Here is an 18,731-nt window from a genome sequence, read left to right on the forward strand (position 1 = left end):
TTGAGGTCACCGCGCGGAGCGCGGAAGGGGAGCCGGGAGTGTCAGCCCCCGGGCACGGGGAGGGGCGGGGCCGGGGAGTCGGCCGCCGCCCCCGCATCCGCCCCCGCGACCCCCCGGTGATCGAACGCGATCAGCGGATCCCCCGTCAGCGGATGCTCCACCACCGCCGCCCGCACCCCGAACACCTCCGCCAGCAGCTCCGGCGTCAGCACCTCCCGCGGCGTGCCCGACGCCACCACCGACCCCTCGTGCAGCACGTGCAGCCGGTCGCACAGCGACGCCGCCGCGTTGAGGTCGTGCAGCGAGAGCAGGGTCGTACGGCGCTGCTCCCGCAGCAGGGCCAGCAGCTCCACCTGGTGCCGTACGTCCAGGTGGTTCGTCGGCTCGTCGAGCACCAGGACCTTCGGGTCCTGGGCCAGGGCCCGTGCCAGCAGCACCCGCTGCCGCTCGCCGCCCGACAGGGTGGAGAAGCGGCGCGCCCCGGCACCGGCCATGCCGACCCGGTCCAGGGCCGTCGCCACGATGTCCGCGTCCGCGCGGTCCTCTCCCGCGAACGCCCGCTTGTACGGCGTGCGGCCCATCGCGACGACCGCCCGGACCGACAGCTCGAAGTCGCTGCCGCGCTCCTGCGGCAGCGCCGCCACCCGCCGGGCCGTCTCGGCCGCGGTCAGCGACCGGATGTCGGTGTCCCCGAGCAGCACCCGCCCCGCGTGCGGGCGCAGATAGCGGTAGACGGTCCGCAGCACGGTCGACTTGCCGCTGCCGTTCGGCCCGATCAGCCCGGCGATCTCGCCGTCCTCGGCGACCAGGTGGACGCCGGACACCACGGTCCGGCCGGACAGCTCGACGTCGAGCCCCTCGACGGCGATCCGCATCGCTATCCCCTCTCCAGGCGGCGGTCCAGCAGGTACAACAGGGTCGGCGCGCCGATCAGCGCCGTGACCACGCCCACCGGGAGCTCCTGGTCCGGCAGGGCCGTACGGGCCACGAGGTCGACGACCACGAGCAGCACGGCGCCGAACAGCGCGGCCACCGGCAGCAGCCGGCGGTGGTCGCCGCCCACCACCATCCGGCAGACGTGCGGCACCATCAGCCCCACGAAGCCGATCGCCCCCGACACCGACACCAGGACACCGGTCAGCACGCTCGTCACGACGAACAGCTCACGCCGCAGGCGCACCACGTCGATGCCCAGCCCGGCCGCGGTCTCGTCACCCATCAGCAGCGCGTCCAGGGCGCGGGCGCGGGCCAGCAGCGCCACCAGGCCGAGCGCCACCGCCACCACGGGCAGCGTCAGGGTCGCCCACTGGGCCCCGCCGAGCGAGCCCATCAGCCAGAACAGCACCCCGTGCGTCTGCTGGTCGTCCCCGGCCTGGAGCACCAGATAGTGGGTGAAGCCGGACAGGAACTGCCCGATGCCCACCCCCGACAGCACCAGCCGCAGCGGCGAGAAGCCGCCACCGCGCCGCGCCATCGCCCACACCAGCGCGAACGAGGCCAGCGCCCCGGCGAACGCCGCCGAGGACAGGCCCAGCCCCAGCGCGCCGCCCGCCCCGGCGCCCAGCACGATCGCCGCGACCGCGCCCAGCGACGCCCCGCTGGAGATGCCCAGCAGGTAGGGGTCCGCCAGCGGGTTGCGGACCAGGGCCTGGACGGCCGTGCCGACCAGGCCCAGGCCCGCGCCCACCACGGCCGCCAGCAGCGCCCGCGGCACCCGCAACTGCCAGACGATCAGGTCCTGGGTGCCCGGCACGGGGTCCTGCCCCGAGACGCCCCGGGCCACCGCGGACCACACCTCGCCCAGCGGCACGTCCGACGAGCCCAGGCACACGGAGGCGACCAGCGCGGCCACCAGGGCCACGCCCAGCACCGCGCCGGCCCAGCCCGCCCGTACGCCCGGCTCCCGCTCCCGCCCCTCGGCGGCCGCAGTGAGCGCCGCCATCTACTTGACCCGGTCCGGGTACAGCGTGTGCGCGATCTCCCGCACGGTGTCGGCGCTGCGCACCCCGCCGATCGTGGTCCGCTGCGAGGTGATGCGCAGGAAGCGGCCCTCCTGGACGGCCTTGAGGTCCTTGGTCGCGGGGAAGGACCTGAGGAACTCCGCGGCGTCGTCGAACGCCTTGCGGTCCGCCTCCTCGCTGCCCCGGCCGCGGACGGCCAGCTGGATCCAGTCCGGGTTCTTGGCGACCACGTCCTCCCAGCCCACGGGCTTGAAGTCGCCGTCGCAGTCCGCGAAGACGTTCCGCGCGCCGGCCTGGGTGAGGATCCCGTTGGCGACCTGCCGGTTGCACACGGCCATCGGCTGCTTGGTGCTCGCGTCGTAGTCGAAGAGGAAGTAGGAGGGCCGCTTGTCCGCGGGGACGTCCTTGAGGGCGTCGCGGACCGCGCCCGTCTTCTTCCGCATCTCCTGGACCAGCTCCCGCGCGCGGGCGGAGGTGCCGGTCACCTTGCCGAGCTCCTCGATGTCCGCCTCGACGCCCGACAGGTCCGTCCGGGCGGACTTGGTCATCGCGGCGCACGCCGTCGACTTGAGGTAGACGTGCTTGATGCCGGCGGTCTCGAACTCCTTGGGCGTCGGGGCGTCGCCCGCCTTGCCCATGTTCTTCATCGAGGAGAACGAGTCGATGTAGAGGTCGGCGCCCGAGCCGAGCAGCTTCTCCTTGGGGATGACCATCCTGCCCAGCACCGGCACCTTCGCCGCCCGGTCCGACATGTCCTGAGGCAGGGTGCCCTTGCCGGGCGGGAAGCCCGTGCCGATGACCTTGTCGCCCGCGCCCAGCCACATCAGCAGCTCCAGGGCGGCGGCGTTGCTGGTGACGATCTTCTTCGGCGGCGCGTCGAAGGTGGTCTTCGCGCCCATGCAGTCGGCGACGCTCACCGGGAAGCCGGCCCGCGCGGCCCCCGCGCCGTCGTCGGTCCTCTCCGCCTTGCCGCCACCGCCACCGCAGGCCGTCGTCGACAGGGCCACAGCGGCCAGCACACCGCACCACGCACGAGGGCGCATCAGGAACTCTCCAGAAAATCGTGATCCGCACGGGCCCGCCCGTGCGGGTCCGGATCAGGTAGTCGGACCGCGTCGCCGCCGGGTTCCCGCGTGTCGCGAAGAAGCCCGGCGTACGCTGCCTCGAACGCCCCACCGAGAGACCCTGCCGTGGACCGGGCCGTGGACCCGGGCCGCGCGACGGACGAAGGAGACCGGCATGGCGGACCAGCTCCGGGAGATGCCCACCGACTGGCGGCGCGCCCTCGCGATCGTCGCCCACCCCGACGACCTCGAGTACGGGGCCTCCGCCGCCGTCGCGACCTGGCTCGACGGCGGCCGAGAGTGCGTGTACCTGCTGGCCAGCCTCGGCGAGGCGGGCATCGACACCCTCGCGCCCGCCGAGGCCGGGCCGCTGCGCGAGCGGGAGCAGCGGGCGAGCGCCGCCGCCGTGGGCGTCCGGACCGTGGAGTTCCTCGGCCACCCCGACGGCGTCATCGAGTACGGGACCGCCCTGCGCCGCGACTTCGCGGCCGCCATCCGCCGCCACCGCCCCGAACTGGTGCTGACCCTCAACCACCACGACACCTGGTCCTGGGGCGACAACGTCTTCTGGAACACCCCCGACCACCGCAACGTCGGCCGCGCCACCCTCGACGCGGTCGGCGACGCCGGCAACCGCTGGATCTTCCCCGAGCTGGTCGAGGACGGCCTGGTGCCCTGGGACGGGGTGCGGTACGTGGCGGTCGCCGGGTCCCCGAACCCCACCCACGCCGTCGACGCGGGCGCGGGCCTGGAGCGGGCCGTCGCGTCCCTGCTCTGTCACCGCACCTACATCGAGGCGCTGACCAAGGAGGAGCCGGAGGCCTACTGCCGGAACTTCCTGGAGGGGGCCATGAGCTCCGTGTCGGAGCGGTTCGGCGGCCGGCGGGGCGTCGCCTTCGAGCTGTTCACCCGCTGACCGGGGGCGCTCCGCGGCCGGTCCGGGCCGCTCAGCCGGCGCCGGCGGCGGCCCGCTCCATCACCAGCACCGCCGCGTCGTCCTGCAACCGCCCGCCGGTGTGCGCGTCGAGATCGGCGCGCAGCCGCTCCAGCAGCTCCGGTGTCGACAGGCCGGCCCAGGCGCCGAGCCGCTCCGCCAGCGGGTAGAAGCCGCCGTCCGGGGCACGGGCCTCGGTCACCCCGTCCGTGCAGGCCAGCACCCGGCACTCGGCCGGCAGCGTCAGCCGCCGCCCGGTCCGCCGCGCGGGCGCCAGGTCCCCGAGGCCCAGCGGCAGCCCGGGGTCGGCCGCCTCCAGCTCCCGTACGTCGCCGTCCGGGCCGATCAGGAACGGCGCCAGGTGCCCGCAGTCCACGAAGACCACCGGCACCTTGCCGTCGTCGCCCGGCGCGCCCGGCCCCCCTTCCTCGGTGCCGAACACCAGCGCCGTCACGAACTCCTCCGAGGCGCGCATCACCAGGCTCTCCGGGCAGGGCCCCGGCCCGCCGTCCGGGTGCGCGCTGCTCTGGTAGGCCGTCGACCGGTGGTAGCGGTGCAGCCCCTGCTCCATCGCCTCCACCCCGCTCTCCAGGTCCCGCCGGTGGTACGCCGCCTCCCGGAACGCCGTCAGCACCGCGGCGCCCGCCCCCAGCGTGCCGAGCCCCTTGCCCCGTACGTCACCGATCAGCACGCGCGTCCCGTACGGGGTGTCCACCACCTCGTAGATGTCGCCGCCGATCAGCGCCTCCCGCTGCGAGGAGACGTAGAAGCCGTCCACGACCACCCCGCCCGTGCGCAGCGGCAGCGGCCGCAGCAGGGCCCGCTGCGCCGCCTCGCCCGTCGCCCGCACCCGCTCCAGCAGGGCCTCCGCGTCCCGCCGCAGCCGCGCCACCGCGATGCTGGCGGTCACCATCAGGGCGTTGCCCACGAACGAGCTGACGCGGTTGAGGGGCACCTCGTCGGCGAGGATGCCGTGGTGGGCGACCATCAGACAGAAGTCGAGGACGCCGATGAACACCGTCTGCGGGAAGGTGCACACCATGGCGGCCGTCAGCGGCGCGAGGGCCGCGAAGACGTTCAGCCGGAGGTTGGCCGGTGTGATCAGGTCGATGATCACCACGACCGTGAGATAGGCAAGGACGAGCGCGAAGGGCAGTCTGCGCGACGACACCGTGGCGGGACCTCCACGCCGGAAATGGGGCTGCATAGGGCATTTCGCCGATCACAGACTTCCATGACAGGTCCGCCCCGTCCAACCCCGCGATCTTGCAGGCCCGGTGTGTCTCAGACCTTCCGGTACGTCCGGGCGTCGTCCGTCGCCGCGAGCACCGCCGCCATGTCACCCCCCGCCGACGCTGTGACCAGCGCGGTCACCGCTCCCTCGACGAACGGGGCGTCAGCGACGCGCACATCGGCGGCCCCGAGGGTGCCGTCCGTGAGCAGCGCCTTGACGGTCAGCACCGCGCTTCCCATGTCGCACAGCACCACCACGCCTTTCCCCTGGTCCGCCTCCGCGACCGCCCTGCGCACCAGCTCGGCGCTGGTGCCGACGCCGCCGTCCGGCAGCCCGCCCGCCGCCGCGGCCGGCGCCGGGTCGCCCGTGCCGACCAGCGCCCGGGCGAGCGCGGCCGTGGCGGCGGCCACCTCACGGCTGTGCGAGACGAGCACCACGCCGACCCGCCCGGCCGGCGGCTCCGGCACGGCCTCGGCCTCCGGCCCGGCCGCCGCGGCCACCGGCGCCGCGCACAACTCCGGGTCCGTGGCCTCGTACAGCGCCGTGACCAGCAGCGCGGAGGAGGTGGCACCGGGGTCCTGGTGGCCGACGCTGCGCTCGCCGAGATAGCTGGCCCGGCCGCGCCGCGCCCGCATCGGCACCGTGGCCGCCGCGCCCTCCCGGGCGGCCCGCGCCGCCGCGTCCAGGGCCTCCGTCACCTCGCCCCGCTCCAGGGCGGCGGCGTAGGCGTCGGCGGCCGGCTGGAGGGCGTCGACCATCGTCTTGTCCCCGGGAGCGGAGTCCCCGAGCCGCCGTACGCTCGCGACGGCCGCGGCCAGCGCCCGGCCCAGGGTCTCCGGCGCGACCACGGGGTCGTCGCCCAGGATCTTGCCCATGCGCCGCAGCACCGTGCCGTAGAGCGGCCCGGACGCACCGCCGACGGTGTTGGTGAGGTGCGCGCCGACGGCCGTCAGCAGCGCGCCCGGCGTGGTCCCGCCCTCGGCGGCGGCGGTGGTGACGGCCTCGGCCGAGGTGAAGCCGCGCTTGAGGTTGGCGCCGTGGTCGGCGTCGCCGATGGCGGCGTCGAGGTCGGTCAGCCGGGCCGCCTCCGCGACGATCACGCGCGTGGCGCGGTCGAGGAAGCGGAGGAAGAAGGCCAGATCGAGCGGGACGGTCATGTGCGGTGGCTCCCTGTCGCTGGTACGGGCTCGGCCCGGCTCAGCGTAGTGCTGTCACCCCGGGGTGCCCCGGGGCGCCCCGGCGGCCTCAGGAGCGCTCCCGGGCGTCCAGCGTCAGGCGGTCGGCGACGATGAGGTCCGAGGTGACCAGGGCCTGTTCGGCGGTGACGTCCGTCATGAAGACGAAGGGCGGTACGACCGGCGGCACCGGCAGCCCGTCGGGGGAGAAGGTCACGCAGAGCAGCCCTTCCAGGCAGCCGCTGAACCGGGTGAGGTAGAGCGTGACCCGCCCGCTCAGCTCCAGCGTGTCGGCGCCGAGCGCCAGTTCGGCCCCGCCGCCGTCGCGCGTCGTCATCCGGTAGTCGGCCAGGGACGCCGCCCGCATGGTGAGGACCATGACCTTCAGCGGCCCGTGCGCCGTGGGCACCCGGGTGACCCCGGCGAACGCGAAGCCGTGCGGGGCGAACAGCGTCGTCCGCACGGTCGGCGGGACCGCCGCCGCCCGGACGCCGTCGTCGCGCGGCGCGGCCTCGGCGCGGTGCGCGGCCGGCGTGCCGACCGTGGCCAGCAGGACGACGGGCAGGACGGCGGCGAGCGCCTTCGGGCCGCCGCCCCCGGACTCGCGGGACGGCGCTCCGGAGCCCTCCCCGGCCGGCCCGCCGGAAGGGCGCGCCGAGGGCGTCCAGCCGAACCCCATCGCGCTGCCCGCGATGCCCAGCGCCATCCCGGCGAGGAACCCGCCGAGGTTCGTCGCGGCGAAGGACAGCACGGACAGGATCAGGGCGTTGAGGCTCACGTACCGCCGGGCGGCGGGCGCGTACCAGAGGAACAGCCCGGCGACGATCAGCGCCAGCCCGATCCCGATCGCCGCCAGGCCGCCAAGCCCCAGGCTCACCAGTACGGTCACCGGCGACAGGGGCACGACGAGCAGTTCCGCGCCGCCGAGCACGAGCAGCAGCCCGGCCCAGAAGGGCCGGGTGCGCCGCCAGCCCCGGAACGCCCGCCGCGCGTCCGGCCACGACGGGACCCGGGGGCCCGGGAGCGACCGGCGGGTCAGAAGCACTTCTTGCCGTCCAGGTTCACATCCAGGCGCAGCCCCCGGAGCCGGAAGTTGCCGCCGGTCGCCGACCAGGCGTGCGAGCGCACCCCGGCGACCGTGATGTCCCCGGCCTGGAGCCCGAACGCGCCCGGCTCGCCGTGCACGCCCGCCACCTGGTCGAGCGTGGAGGCGTCCCGTCCGATCTGCGCGGTGCCGAAGCGCGCGTCACCGACCAGGTCCTCGCCGTCGATGATCAGATTGCTCGCGGTGACGTCACCGGCGTCGCCGCCGGCCGTGAGCTTGAACGTGACGCTCCCCAGCGGCGTCCGCACGCTCGCCGCCTGGCAGATGTCGCTGAGCGTCGCGTCCCCGATGCCCAGCAGGGCGACGGGGTGACCCTTGCCGTCCACGGACCGGTCCGTGTGCACGTACGAGGACAGGCCCTTGCTCGTCAGCTTTCCGGAGGAGACCTGGAAGTTGGTGCCCGACACCGCGAAGGAGGCGGCCAGCGCGCCCTGGGCCATCACCGCCGCCATCGCGCCCACCGTGAGCACGGCGGGGACGGCGACCAGGGCCGACCGCCGCCAGGCGGTCCGGCCTTCCGGAAGGCGTCTTTCCGATCCGCTCACTGCGTCCTCCCGCAGGGAAGTGAGTGGTGTGGCTTCTGCCATACTGCGGACGTCCGGTGAGGTTGAGGCTAGGGCCGAATTTGAACAATAGTCAACAGCGCGGAACGGAGCGCTCCCGGTCGCGTCGCGCCGAACTCATCGCCATCGGGCGGAAGTTGTTCGCCGACACGTCCTACGACGCCCTGTCCATGGACGACATCGCCCGGCACGCGGGCGTCGCCAAGGGCCTGATCTACTACTACTTCAGGAACAAGCGCGGCTACTACCTCGCGATCATCGAGGACTCCGTGGCCGAGCTCGTCCTGCGCGCGAGCGCCACCCACGACCTGCCGCCCGCCGCCCGCGTCGAGCACACCATCGACGGTTATCTGCGCTACGCCCAGCACCACCAGGCCGCCTACCGGGCGATCGTCACGGGCGGCGTCGGCTTCGACGCCGAGGTCATGGCGATCCGCGAGGGCGTCCGCGAGCAGCTCCTGGTCACGATCGCCCGGGGCGCGTGGAGCCGCCCGGACCTCCCGCCGATCGCCCGCACGGCGCTGATCGGCTGGCTGTCGAGCGTGGAGGGGGTGACCCTCGACTGGCTGGGCCACAAGGATCACGAGGGCCGCGAGGGGCTCCCGCGGGAGACGGTGCGCGCGCTGCTGGTGCGCGGGCTGGGCGACACCTTGCGGCTGATCGAGGACTACGAGCCGACGTGCCCGGCGCCGTCGCGAGCGCCGTGACAGGGCGTGAACAGGGGTCCTTGAGGTTCCCGTGAGGGGCGGGCGCTGGCATAGTCGAACCGCTCTGGACCCAGTCGGACCGTCACGCCCCACGGGACCCGGGAGGCCGCCTCAATGCGCCGCATCCTCATGGCCGGTTCAGCCCTCGCTCTGACCGCCGCCGCCCTCGGCGCGGCACCACCCCCGGCCGCCGCCGTGCCGCCGCCGATCCCGGTGGTCTTCGTGCACGGCCGCAACGCCGACCCCGGGGTCTGGGACCGGATGGTGGACGACTTCCTCGCGGCCGGGTACCCGTCCGACCGGCTCTACGCCTGGGCGTACGACACGACCCGGTCGACGAACGAGACCCTCTCGGACCTCTTCGCCGCCCGCGTCGCGGAGATCCTCTCCCGTACGGGCGCCCGGCGCGTCGACGTCGTCACCCACAGCCTGGGCGCCCTGCCGACCCGCTGGTACGTGAAGTCCGGCGGCGGCGAGGGGAAGGTGTCGCACTGGGTCTCGCTGGCCGGCCCCAACCACGGCACGGACCTGGCGTACCTCTGCGCCCTGTGGGACCAGGGCTGCAAGGACATGACCCCCGGCTCGTACGTCCTGCGCCACCTCAACTCCGGGGACGAGACGCCGGGGGCCGTGCGGTACGCGACGTGGTGGTCGTCCTGCGACGAGCAGATCGCGCCGGTGGAGAGCACTCGGCTGGAAGGGGCGCGCAACACCCGGGTGGAGGGGTGCCTGAAGCACAACGAGCTGCTGAGTGACGCGGGGGTCTCGCGGGAAGTGCGCGCGTTCGTGGGGAGTTAGGGAATGGCGGGCGGCGGCCACCGGGAGGTGTCACGGTGGCCGCCGCCCGGTGTACCCCGGCGGACGCTCCGGGGTGCGCGGGTGCCGTGTCCCTCCGGGACACCGGCGGGCGTGGGTCAGTTGATGGACTTGATCAGCTCGCCGTCGGCGGTGTCACCGCCCAGCTCCCAGAAGAACGTCCCGCCCAGCCCCTGCTGGTTCTTGTACGCCATCTTCCCCGCGATCGTCGACGGGGTGTCGTAGCTCCACCAGTCACTGCCGCACTTGGCGTAGGCCGTCCCGCCCACCGTGCCGTTGGCCGGGCACTTCGACTTGAGGATCCGGTAGTCCTCGAAGCCCTTCTCGGCGGAGCCGTCGGCGGGGCCGGTCGCCGTACCGCCCGGGGCGGACTGCGTCACCCCGGTCCAGCCGCGGCCGTAGAAGCCGATGCCCAGCAGCAGCTTGGACGACGGGACGCCGAGGGACTTGAGCTTCTGGATGGTGGCATCGCTGTTGTAGCCGGCCTTGGGGATGCCGCTGTACGAGGTGAGCGGGGAGTGCGGAGCGGTGGGGCCCTTCGCGTCCCAGGCGCCGAAGTAGTCGTAGGTCATGGGGTTGTACCAGTCGACGTAGCGCGCGGCGCCCGCGTAGTCCACGGCGTCGATCTTGCCGCCGGCCGAGGCGTCCGCGGTGATCGCGGCGGTGACGAGGTTCTTGGAGCCGAACTTCGACCGCAGCGCGGCCATCATGTCCCGGAAGGCGGTGCGGCCGCTGGTGTCGCAGGTCAGGCCGCAGGCGTTGGGGTACTCCCAGTCGATGTCGATGCCGTCGAAGACATCGGCCCAGCGCGGGTCCTCCACCAGCTTGTAACAGGACTCGGCGAACGCGGCGGGGTTCTTGGCGGCCTCGCCGAAGCCGCCGGACCAGGTCCAGCCGCCGAAGGACCAGACGACCTTGAGGCCGGGGTGCAGCTTCTTCAGCTTCCGCAGCTGGTTGAAGTTGCCGCGCAGGGCGCCGTTGTCCCAGGTGTCGGCCTTGCCGTCGACGCTGCCGGCCGCGTCGTAGGCCTTGTCGTAGTCGGCGTAGGAGTCGCCTATGGCGCACTTGCCGCCGGTCACGTTCCCGAAGGCGTAGTTGATGTGCGTGAGCTTGGCGGCCGAGCCGGAGGTCTCGATGTTCTTGACGTGGTAATTGCGGCTGTAGACGCCCCAGTTGGTGAAGTAGCCGACGACGCGGTGGCCGGCGGCGGTCTCGTCGGCGGCCGCCGAGGGCGCCGGTGCGGGGGCCGCGCTCGCGGGGCCGGCCGAGGCGGCGCCCGTGAGGAGGGTCGTGGCGAGCATCGCGGTGCCGGCGGCGAAGGCCGCGAGGAGGGTGCGGGGGCGCCTGGGGGAGCGCCGGGCGGCGTGGCCGTGGGGGGCGTCGAGGTGCGGTCGGTGCATGGTTTCTCCTCGCCGGGTGGGGAGTTGGAGAGAGCTGGGGGGTGACCGGAACTCATGCTTGGCATGAACGCGCTTAACGGTGGGGAAACCGTAGAAGGACTAGACCAGTGCGGTCAATGGTTCGGACCAATCCCGTTCACGGATCCGTCAGAAGACCGAAACGTCCTCGTCAGGGGCTTGGGGGCAGTTGTCAACCCGTGACGCGGGGCCGCCGATCAGGCATACTCCAACCCGCCACAGCCGCAGGTGATCCGGTGCCGTGACCCGGCGAGCGATCATGGCTGCGGCACCCACGTCGGCGGCGCCACACCCTTGCGCGCCCGTCGTCGCAGCGCCCGACAGGGAGGAGAGCGCCGCCATGACAGACCACGGCCCGCAGCCGGTGGAGCGTCAGCTGCCCACCGAGGAGGCCCGCGACCTGATCGCGCTCGTGCGCGACCTGGTGCGGCGCGAGATCGAGCCGCGCGCCGCCGAGGAGGAGGACGCCGGCCACTTCCCCCGCGAGGTCTTCCGGCTGCTCTCCACCGCGGGGCTGCTCGCCCTTCCGTACAGCGAGGAGTTCGGCGGCGGCGAGCAGCCGTACGAGGTCTACCTCCAGGTCCTGGAGGAGCTCGCGGCGGTCCGGCTCACCGTCGGCCTGGGCGTCAGCGTGCACACCCTGGCCTGCCACGCCCTCGCCGGCTACGGCACCAAGGAACAGCAGGCCGAGCACCTCCCGGCGATGCTCGGCGGCGGCCTGCTCGGCGCCTACTGCCTCTCCGAGCCGTCCGCCGGCTCCGACGCCGCCTCGCTGCGCACCCGCGCCACCCGGGACGGCGACACCTGGACCCTCGAGGGCACCAAGGCGTGGATCACCCATGGCGGCATCGCGGACTTCTACACCGTCCTCGCCCGCACCGGCGGCGAGGGCGCCCACGGCATCACCGCCTTCCTCGTCCCCGGCGACGCGCCGGGCCTCACGGCGGCCCCGCCGGAGCGGAAGATGGGGATGAAGGGCTCGCCCACGGCCCAGCTGCACTTCGACGGCGTGCTGGTGCCCGACGCGCGCCGCATCGGCGAGGAGGGGCAGGGCTTCGCGATCGCGCTGTCCGCCCTGGACTCCGGCCGGCTCGGGATCTCCGCCTGTGCCATCGGCATCGCCCAGGCCGCCCTGGACGAGGCGCTGGCCTTCCTCGCCGGGCGCCGGCAGTTCGGCCGCCCGCTCGCGGACTTCCAGGGGCTCCGCTTCATGGTCGCGGACATGGCGACGCAGATCGAGGCGGGCCGCTCCCTCTACCTCGCCGCCGCCCGGCTGCGCGACGCGGGCCTGCCCTTCGCCAAGCAGGCCGCCATGGCCAAGCTCTTCTGCACCGACGCCGCGATGCGCGTGACCACCGACGCCGTCCAGCTGCTCGGCGGCTACGGCTACACCGCGGACTTCCCCGTCGAGCGCTACATGCGCGAGGCCAAGGTGCTCCAGATCGTCGAGGGCACCAACCAGATCCAGCGGATGGTCGTCGCCCGCCACCTCGCGGGGCCCGAGTCCCGCTGAGCGGCGGTACGCAAGGCCGGAGCGGGGCGTTCCACCCGATCGGGTGACGGGCGTCCCGCACCGGGGCGCCGGTGGCGTCCGCGCGGGACGATGCCCGTATGAACGCCGGTCGGAGCACGCCCCCTCTGGTCAGGTGCCCCCACTGCCGTCAGCCGATGTGGTGGGACGTCACATATCCGTACGCCCCGCTGTGGTACTGCCCGGCCTGTGTCCACCCCCCGGAGCGGCGGCGCAGCGCGTACGCCGCGCCGCCCCGCTGCCCTGAGGGGTGCGCGAGTGCCGTGATCCAGACCGGTGACGACGGCAGCAGGCAGTTCGTCTGCCACCGCAAATGAGGGGCCGCCGGGCGGACCGGGGGCCGGGCGGGCGCCCGCCCGTCAGGGGCCGGGCGCGGCGTCAGGCGCGGCGCCGCATCCCGGGGACGCGGAGCGGGCGGGAGCCGGGGCCGCCGATGTGCGAGAAGGGCTGGGTGCGCCAGTCGAGGCTCTCCGGCAGCGTCAGCAGCAGGGCCGTGTCGAGCTCCTGGGAGTCCAGCGACTCCGCCACCGGGGTGGCCTCCTCCGCGGCGCGGCCGGATCCGGCGCAGACCGTGAGCCCGAAGGGGTTCCACGGCGATGGGCACTGCGCGTGCTCGGGAAGCACGTCCTCGTCCGCGAGCAGCGCGATCGGGCGCGCGCAGTCCGGGCACGTCACCCGGAACATCGCGGTGATGTCATAAGGCTCGTACAGGCTGCCGTCGCCCTCATTGAGGCGTTCCAGGCTGGGCATATTCTTTCTCCCCCTCGGATGGGCCGGCCAGGCACCTCGGCCTCGGCCACAGCAAGCACTTCCCTCGTCGCGTGTCGGGTAATCGCCCGACCCGGTAGGACACGGGTGCATAGGCGTGTTGTTCATCACATGGTCCGCGCGGGCGTCCGGGCCGTCGACTGTGCCGGGCGGCCCCCGACCCAGTAGGTTGATCCGCGTGGAGGAGCTGGACAGAGAAATCGTGGAACTGCTCGTCAAGGACGGGCGGATGAGTTACACCGACCTGGGGAAGGCCACGGGCCTGTCCACCTCGGCGGTGCACCAGCGCGTGCGCCGGCTCGAACAGCGCGGTGTCATCCGCGGCTACGCGGCCGTGGTCGACCCCGAGGCCGTCGGGCTGCCCCTGACCGCGTTCATCTCGGTGAAGCCCTTCGACCCCAGCGCCCCCGACGACATCGCGGACCGGCTCGCCGAGATCCCCGAGATCGAGGCCTGCCACAGCGTCGCGGGCGACGAGAACTACATCCTCAAGGTCCGGGTGGCCACGCCGCTGGAGCTGGAGCACCTGCTGGCGCACATCCGGTCGCTGGCCGGGGTGTCGACGCGCACGACGATCGTCCTGTCCACGCCGTACGAGGCGCGCCCGCCGCGGGTGGGGTGACGCGGCCCGGCCGCCACGGGATCCCGGGCCGGGCCCGGTTCCCGCCCGCCCCGGTGACGGGCAACGGCCGCCCGGGGGTCAGACTGAACCTATGAGTGAGCGCCCTGACATGCCCCGCGACGAAGCCCGAACCGTCCTGCTGCGCAACGGCACCGTCCACAGCCCCGCCGACCCCTTCGCCACCGCGATGGTCGTCGAGCGCGGCGGCGTGGCCTGGGTCGGCTCCGAGGGGGCGGCGGACTCCTTCGCCGACGGCGTGGACGAGGTCGTCGACCTCGACGGCGCGCTCGTCACCCCGGCGTTCACCGACGCACATGTGCACACCACCGCCACCGGCCTCGCCCTCACCGGCCTGGACCTCACCGGCGTCCCGACCCTCGCCGACGCCCTGGCGCGGGTGCGGGCCCACGCGGCCGCCCGGCCCGCCGACCGGGTGCTGCTCGGCCACGGCTGGGACGCCAGCGCCTGGCCCGAGCGCCGGCCCCCGTCCCGCCGCGAGCTCGACGAGGCCACCGGCGGCCGCCCGCTCTACCTCACGCGCGCCGACGTCCACTCCGCCGTCGTCACCACCGCCCTGATCGACCTGGTCCCCGCGGTCTCCGGGCTGCCCGGGCACGTCCTGGACGCCCCGCTGACCGGCGACGCCCACCACGCCGTGCGCGCCGCCGCGTACGCCGGGCTCACCCCCGGCCAGCGCGCCGAGGCGCAGACCGCGGCCCTCGACCGCGCCGCCTCGCTCGGCATCGGCTCCCTCCACGAGTGCGCCGGCCCGCAGATCTCCGGCACCGACGACTTCACCGCGCTGCTGGCCCTGGCGGCCGGCCGGCCCGGCCCCCGCGTCGTCGGCTACTGGGCCGAGGCCGTCGCGTCCGCGAACGACGCGGAGCGGATCCGCGGGCTCGGCGCGATCGGCGCGGCCGGCGACCTCTTCGTCGACGGCTCCCTCGGCTCGCACACGGCCTGCCTCCACGAGCCCTACGCCGACGGCCCGCACGCCGGCCACACCGGCACCGCCCACCTCGACGCCGCGGCCGTCGCCGCACATGTCACCGCCTGCACCGAGGCGGGCCTCCAGGCCGGCTTCCACGCCATCGGGGACGCCGCGCTCACCGCCGTCGTCGAGGGCGTACGGGCCGCCGCGGACCGGCTCGGGCTCGCCCGCGTCCGCGCCGCCCGGCACCGCGTCGAGCACGCCGAGATGCTCACCCCCGAGCACATCGCCGCCTTCGCCGAGCTCGCCCTCACCGCCTCCGTCCAGCCCGCCTTCGACGCCGCCTGGGGCGGCGACGACGCCCTCTACGCCCAGCGCCTGGGCGTCGACCGGGCCCGCACCCTCAATCCGTACGCGGCCCTGCTGCGGGCCGGCGTGCCGCTCGCCCTCGGCTCGGACAGCCCGGTCACCCCGCTCGACCCGTGGGGCACCGTCCGCGCCGCCGCCTTCCACCGCACCCCCGAGCACCGGATCTCGGTGCGGGCCGCCTTCACCGCCCACACCCGCGGCGGCTGGCGGGCCGTCGGCAGGGACGACGCGGGCGTCCTGGTGCCCGGCGCCCCCGCCGACTACGCGGTCTGGGAGTCCGGCGACCTCGTCGTGCAGGTGCCGGACCACCGTGTCGCCAGCTGGTCCACGGACCCGCGCTCCGGCACGCCCGGCCTGCCCGACCTCACGCCCGGCACCCCGCTCCCGGTGTGCCTGAGCACCGTCGTGGGCGGCCGCACGGTGTACTCGGCGCACGGGCGTCCGAACGAGTGAGACGGCGTGTGCCGCGTACCGCCGAACGACGTGCCGTCGGCCTGTCGCCGCGCGTGATCACTCGCCGTACTGACCTGCTGATTTAGGGCATATGCCCAGGTCGTGGCAGTGTTGACAGGGTGCGGTCGACGGCGGGTAGGTTCGGCGTCGTCCACCACAGGACGTCCGGCCGGGGAACCTCCACACAGTCGTCGAACGCCGCTGGGCCATGGGGCGGTGCGCCGGAGAGGCGCGCAGCCACTGGCAGCCAGGTCCAGCGCACGGGGGCGAGGGAAGGTTCCGCCAGGCCGGCAGGTGCGACCCGGGTGGGGCCCGGACGTTCAGTAGACAACGGCTCTAGGTCGACCCGCAGCCAGCGGGTCCCAGGTCGGCCCGAAGGACGCCGGGCCCCCATTCGCCGCCTCGCGCGCGGGGGCGCCGTTACCCGAGCCCAGCCTCCGGGGGGTCCCCGGAGCGTTGTACGGTCGGCTCATCACCGCTCAGCTTCAGGAAGGCGCGACCGTGCCCCCGGGTCCCGAAACCACCGCCGACGACACGTCCGCGCCCGTCGGCGAGGCCGCGCCCGACGCCCCGCGGCCACCGCGCCCCTCCCGTACCGCCCGGCTCGGCCGGCTCGTACGCCGGGAGGCGCCCCGCACCGGGCTCGCGGTGCTCGCGGGCCTCGCGCTCGCGCTGTCCTTCCCGCCGTACGACCTGTGGCCGCTGTCGTTCGCCGCCGTCGCGGCCCTGGCCCTGCTCACGCGCGGGCGCACCCTCCGGCAGGGGGCCTGGACGGGCTTCGCGCTCGGGCTGCCGTTCTTCTTCGTCCTGCTGCGCTGGCTGCGGGTGGTCGGCTACGACGCCGTGGTCGGTCTCTCCGCGATCGAGGCGCTGTTCCTCGCCGTGCTCGGCGCGGGCCTGGCACTCGTCTCCCGGCTGCCCGCGTGGCCGCTGTGGGGCGCGTGCCTGTGGGTGGCCGAGGAGCTGGCCCGGGACCGGCTGCCGTTCGGCGGCTTCCCCTGGGGCCGGCTGGCCTTCGCCAACACCGCCTCGCCCTTCACCCCGCTCGCCGCCCTCGGCGGCGCCCCGCTGGTCACCTTCGCCGTCGCCCTCGCGGGCGGGCTGCTGGCCTTCGCGGTGGCCGCGCTGACGAAGGCGCGCGCCGCCGGGGCCTCCGGGACCCCCGACGCCCCCGACGCCCCCGACGTCCCCGATGCCTCCGGCGAACCCGGGTCCTCCGGCGCCGCCGGCCGCGGCCCCGGCGTCGTCCGGGCGGCGCTGCCCGGCGTGGAGGCCCTCGCGCTGGCCGCCGCCGTGGTGCTCGCCGGCTACGCCGTGCCCGTCCCCACCGCGGCGGACGACACGGTCGACGTCGCGCTGGTCCAGGGCAACGTCCAGAACCCGGGGATGGACTTCCTGGGCCGCCCGATGATGATCCTCGACAACCACGTCGACGCCACCCTCGCGCTGGCCAAGGACATCAAGGAGGGCCGCGCCCGCAAGCCCGACCTGGTGATCTGGCCGGAGAACTCCTCCGACCTGGACCCCTTCCGGTACGGGCAGGCGTACGCCCGCATCGAGGAGGCCGTCAAGGCGGTCGGCGTGCCGGTCCTGGTCGGCGCCCTCGTCGACCACCCCGGCAAGAGCGGCTACGTCGACAACAACGGCATCGTCTGGGACCCGCGGACGGGACCCGGCGCCTCGTACACCAAGCAGCACCCGGTGCCCTTCGGCGAGTACGTGCCCTTCCGGGACCAGCTCAGCAAGGTCGTCACCCGCCTCCAGCGCGTCCAGCGCGACTTCTACCCCGGCGACCACACCGGGGTGCTCCAGGTCGGCCCGGCCCGGCTCGGCGACGTGATCTGCTTCGAGGTGGCCTACGACGAGATCGTCCGCGACACCGTGAAGGCCGGCGCGCGCGCCCTGGTCGTCCAGACGAACAACGCCACGTACGGCCGCACCGGCCAGCCCGAGCAGCAGCTCGCGATGTCCCGGCTGCGGGCCGTCGAGCACGGCCGGTCGGTCGTCACGGTGGCCACCAGCGGCATCAGCGCGGTGGTCGCGCCCGACGGCGAGGTGCTCCGGCGGAGCGAGGAATTCACCCGGGACGTCATCGAGGCGCGCGTCCCGCTGCGGGACGGGACCACCGTCGCCGACCGCGTGGGTGCGGGACCCGAATGGGCGCTCGCTATGGTGGGCCTTCTGTCCTGCGCGGCCGCGTCTCTGACCGGCCGTCGGGCACGTAGGGACGAGCCGAAGAAGAAGGGGCAGCAGTGAACGACGGTGGTCAGCGGAGATACGGTCCGCTCGGCAGGACCTTGGTGATCATTCCGACCTACAACGAGGCGGAGAACATCAAGTCCATCGTCGCCCGGGTGCGGTCGGCGGTACCGGAGGCGCACGTCCTCGTCGCGGACGACAACAGCCCCGACGGTACCGGCAAGCTGGCCGACGAGCTGGCGGGCGACGACGACCACGTGAAGGTGCTGCACCGTAAGGGCAAGGAGGGGCTCGGCGCCGCCTATCTGGCGGGCTTCCGCTGGGGCCTCGACAACGACTACGGCGTCCTCGTGGAGATGGACGCCGACGGTTCCCACCAGCCCGAGGAGCTGCCGCGGCTGCTCACCGCCCTCAAGGGCGCGGACCTGGTGCTGGGCTCCCGCTGGGTGCCCGGCGGCCGGGTGGTGAACTGGCCGAAGTCCCGCGAGATCCTCTCCCGGGGCGGCTCGACCTACTCCCGGCTGCTCCTGGACGTGCCGATCCGTGATGTCACCGGCGGTTTCCGGGCGTTCCGCCGGGAGACCCTGGAGGGCCTGGGCATGGAGGAGGTCGCCTCGCAGGGCTACTGCTTCCAGGTCGACCTCGCCTGGCGCGCGGTCAAGGCCGGCTTCCACGTGGTGGAGGTGCCCATCACCTTCGTCGAGCGGGAGCTGGGCGACAGCAAGATGAGCCGGGACATCGTCGCGGAGGCGCTGTGGCGGGTCACGTCCTGGGGCGTCGGCTCGCGGGTCGGCAAGGTCCTCGGCAACAAGTAGCCACCAGGGGCCGTAAGCGGCCCATAAGTGCCGGACCCGGGTCGCGCCGTGGTCCAGGCACACTTG

General features: G+C 74.2%; 18 protein-coding genes and 1 pseudogene. 8 read left to right on the forward strand and 11 right to left on the reverse strand.

What is annotated here, in order from left to right; genetic code table 11:
- Positions 1-41 precede the first annotated feature (41 nt).
- The 3 genes from SMD11_RS27785 to SMD11_RS27795 are packed head-to-tail and all read right to left on the reverse strand — an operon-like array spanning position 42 to position 3,004.
- The gene (locus SMD11_RS27785) at positions 42-875 is read right to left on the reverse strand and encodes an ABC transporter ATP-binding protein (protein WP_087929052.1); all 834 of its coding nucleotides are present in this window, start codon (positions 873-875) and stop codon (positions 42-44) included.
- Positions 876-877: 2 nt separating this feature from the next.
- Positions 878-1,942 (reverse strand): FecCD family ABC transporter permease, encoded by a 1,065-nt coding sequence (locus SMD11_RS27790; RefSeq protein ID WP_087929053.1) that lies wholly within the window; start codon positions 1,940-1,942, stop codon positions 878-880.
- Complete coding sequence (locus SMD11_RS27795) at positions 1,943-3,004, reverse strand: ABC transporter substrate-binding protein (RefSeq protein ID WP_087929054.1); 1,062 nt, start codon at positions 3,002-3,004, stop codon at positions 1,943-1,945.
- Positions 3,005-3,200: 196 nt separating this feature from the next.
- Here SMD11_RS27795 and SMD11_RS27800 point away from each other — a divergent pair, with 196 nt between their 5' ends.
- Entirely contained in the window at positions 3,201-3,941 is a 741-nt protein-coding gene (locus SMD11_RS27800; protein WP_087929055.1) for a PIG-L deacetylase family protein, read from the forward strand.
- Between the two features lie 31 nt (positions 3,942-3,972).
- Here SMD11_RS27800 and SMD11_RS27805 read toward each other — a convergent pair whose 3' ends face one another.
- The 5 genes and pseudogenes from SMD11_RS27805 to SMD11_RS27820 all read right to left on the reverse strand — a co-directional run bounded on the left by SMD11_RS27805 (position 3,973) and on the right by SMD11_RS27820 (position 8,018).
- Positions 3,973-5,130 (reverse strand): PP2C family protein-serine/threonine phosphatase, encoded by a 1,158-nt coding sequence (locus tag SMD11_RS27805; RefSeq protein WP_159395361.1) that lies wholly within the window; start codon positions 5,128-5,130, stop codon positions 3,973-3,975.
- A 113-nt stretch (positions 5,131-5,243) separates the two neighbouring features.
- Entirely contained in the window at positions 5,244-5,693 is a 450-nt protein-coding gene (locus SMD11_RS36555; RefSeq protein WP_234366475.1) for a PTS-dependent dihydroxyacetone kinase phosphotransferase subunit DhaM, read from the reverse strand.
- Positions 5,694-5,723: 30 nt separating this feature from the next.
- Positions 5,724-6,350: pseudogene (gene dhaL, locus SMD11_RS36560) on the reverse strand (dihydroxyacetone kinase subunit DhaL); the annotation flags it as partial.
- 88 nt (positions 6,351-6,438) lie between these two features.
- Complete coding sequence (locus tag SMD11_RS27815; RefSeq protein ID WP_087929058.1) at positions 6,439-7,413, reverse strand: DUF6114 domain-containing protein; 975 nt, start codon at positions 7,411-7,413, stop codon at positions 6,439-6,441.
- Positions 7,404-8,018 (reverse strand): DUF6230 family protein, encoded by a 615-nt coding sequence (locus SMD11_RS27820; RefSeq protein WP_087929059.1) that lies wholly within the window; start codon positions 8,016-8,018, stop codon positions 7,404-7,406. The genes SMD11_RS27815 and SMD11_RS27820 overlap by 10 nt, the downstream gene beginning before the upstream one ends.
- 80 nt (positions 8,019-8,098) lie before the next feature.
- On the opposite strand from SMD11_RS27820, the gene SMD11_RS27825 reads away from it, so the two are divergent.
- Positions 8,099-8,743 carry a TetR/AcrR family transcriptional regulator gene (locus SMD11_RS27825; RefSeq protein WP_087929060.1) on the forward strand — a complete coding sequence of 215 codons (645 nt, stop codon included), beginning with the start codon at positions 8,099-8,101 and terminating at the stop codon, positions 8,741-8,743.
- Between the two features lie 114 nt (positions 8,744-8,857).
- Positions 8,858-9,541 carry an esterase/lipase family protein gene (locus tag SMD11_RS27830; protein ID WP_087929061.1) on the forward strand — a complete coding sequence of 228 codons (684 nt, stop codon included), beginning with the start codon at positions 8,858-8,860 and terminating at the stop codon, positions 9,539-9,541.
- 116 nt (positions 9,542-9,657) lie between these two features.
- On the opposite strand, the gene SMD11_RS27835 is transcribed toward SMD11_RS27830, so the two are convergent.
- Positions 9,658-10,959, reverse strand: a complete 1,302-nt coding sequence (locus SMD11_RS27835) for a glycoside hydrolase family 18 protein (RefSeq protein ID WP_199843967.1) — start codon at positions 10,957-10,959, stop codon at positions 9,658-9,660.
- A gap of 358 nt (positions 10,960-11,317) precedes the next feature.
- Here SMD11_RS27835 and SMD11_RS27840 point away from each other — a divergent pair, with 358 nt between their 5' ends.
- Positions 11,318-12,490 (forward strand): acyl-CoA dehydrogenase family protein, encoded by a 1,173-nt coding sequence (locus tag SMD11_RS27840; RefSeq protein WP_087929062.1) that lies wholly within the window; start codon positions 11,318-11,320, stop codon positions 12,488-12,490.
- A gap of 148 nt (positions 12,491-12,638) precedes the next feature.
- Here the strand turns inward: SMD11_RS27840 and SMD11_RS35555 are convergent, their stop codons facing one another.
- Together SMD11_RS35555 and SMD11_RS27845 are read right to left on the reverse strand one after the other, a co-directional pair.
- Entirely contained in the window at positions 12,639-12,821 is a 183-nt protein-coding gene (locus tag SMD11_RS35555; protein ID WP_159395362.1) for a hypothetical protein, read from the reverse strand.
- A 65-nt stretch (positions 12,822-12,886) separates the two neighbouring features.
- Positions 12,887-13,258, reverse strand: a complete 372-nt coding sequence (locus SMD11_RS27845) for a hypothetical protein (protein WP_087929063.1) — start codon at positions 13,256-13,258, stop codon at positions 12,887-12,889.
- Between the two features lie 196 nt (positions 13,259-13,454).
- Between SMD11_RS27845 and SMD11_RS27850 the strand changes: the two genes are divergently transcribed.
- From SMD11_RS27850 to SMD11_RS27865, 4 genes are all read left to right on the forward strand, one after another.
- On the forward strand, positions 13,455-13,898 hold the full coding sequence (locus tag SMD11_RS27850) for an Lrp/AsnC family transcriptional regulator (RefSeq protein WP_087929064.1): 444 nt from the start codon (positions 13,455-13,457) through the stop codon (positions 13,896-13,898).
- Between the two features lie 91 nt (positions 13,899-13,989).
- Positions 13,990-15,651, forward strand: coding sequence for an amidohydrolase (locus tag SMD11_RS27855; protein ID WP_087929065.1), 1,662 nt, complete (start codon positions 13,990-13,992; stop codon positions 15,649-15,651).
- Between the two features lie 501 nt (positions 15,652-16,152).
- On the forward strand, positions 16,153-17,907 hold the full coding sequence (lnt, locus tag SMD11_RS27860; protein ID WP_087929066.1) for an apolipoprotein N-acyltransferase: 1,755 nt from the start codon (positions 16,153-16,155) through the stop codon (positions 17,905-17,907).
- Positions 17,904-18,665: a polyprenol monophosphomannose synthase gene (locus tag SMD11_RS27865; protein WP_087929067.1), complete on the forward strand. Its 762-nt coding sequence runs from the start codon at positions 17,904-17,906 to the stop codon at positions 18,663-18,665. Before lnt ends, SMD11_RS27865 begins: the two co-directional genes overlap by 4 nt.
- The last annotated feature ends 66 nt before the right edge of the window (positions 18,666-18,731 follow it).

The sequence above is a fragment of the Streptomyces albireticuli genome, assembly GCF_002192455.1.
Lineage (GTDB): Bacteria > Actinomycetota > Actinomycetes > Streptomycetales > Streptomycetaceae > Streptomyces > Streptomyces albireticuli_B.